We start from the raw sequence: 223 nt of genomic DNA, 5'->3' as shown, positions 1-223 counted from the left end.
CTTCTGCAAACTGATCAAACGGAATAAAACGCAGGGCGGCCGAATTGATGCAGTAGCGCAGACCGCCGCGATCCAGCGGTCCATCGCAAAAAACATGTCCTAGATGCGAATCAGCCTTCAGACTGCGCACCTCGGTTCTTTCCATGCCAAACGACTGGTCGCGCTTTTCTTTCAGCTTGGCAATTGGTTTGGTAAATGCCGGCCAGCCGCAGCCCGAATCAAA

Annotated in this window: 1 protein-coding gene; it reads right to left on the bottom strand. The window is 53.4% G+C overall.

Going from position 1 to position 223, the window contains the following annotated elements:
* On the bottom strand, positions 1-223 hold a 223-nt coding region (gene msrB, locus LI126_RS15345; protein ID WP_227165766.1), incomplete at both ends, for a peptide-methionine (R)-S-oxide reductase MsrB.

The sequence above is a fragment of the Mediterraneibacter sp. 210702-DFI.5.30 genome (genome assembly GCF_020560115.1).
GTDB lineage: Bacteria > Bacillota > Clostridia > Lachnospirales > Lachnospiraceae > Mediterraneibacter > Mediterraneibacter faecis.
The sequence above is the reverse complement of the archived record's forward strand: the minus strand, read 5'-3'. Positions and strand labels throughout refer to the sequence as shown.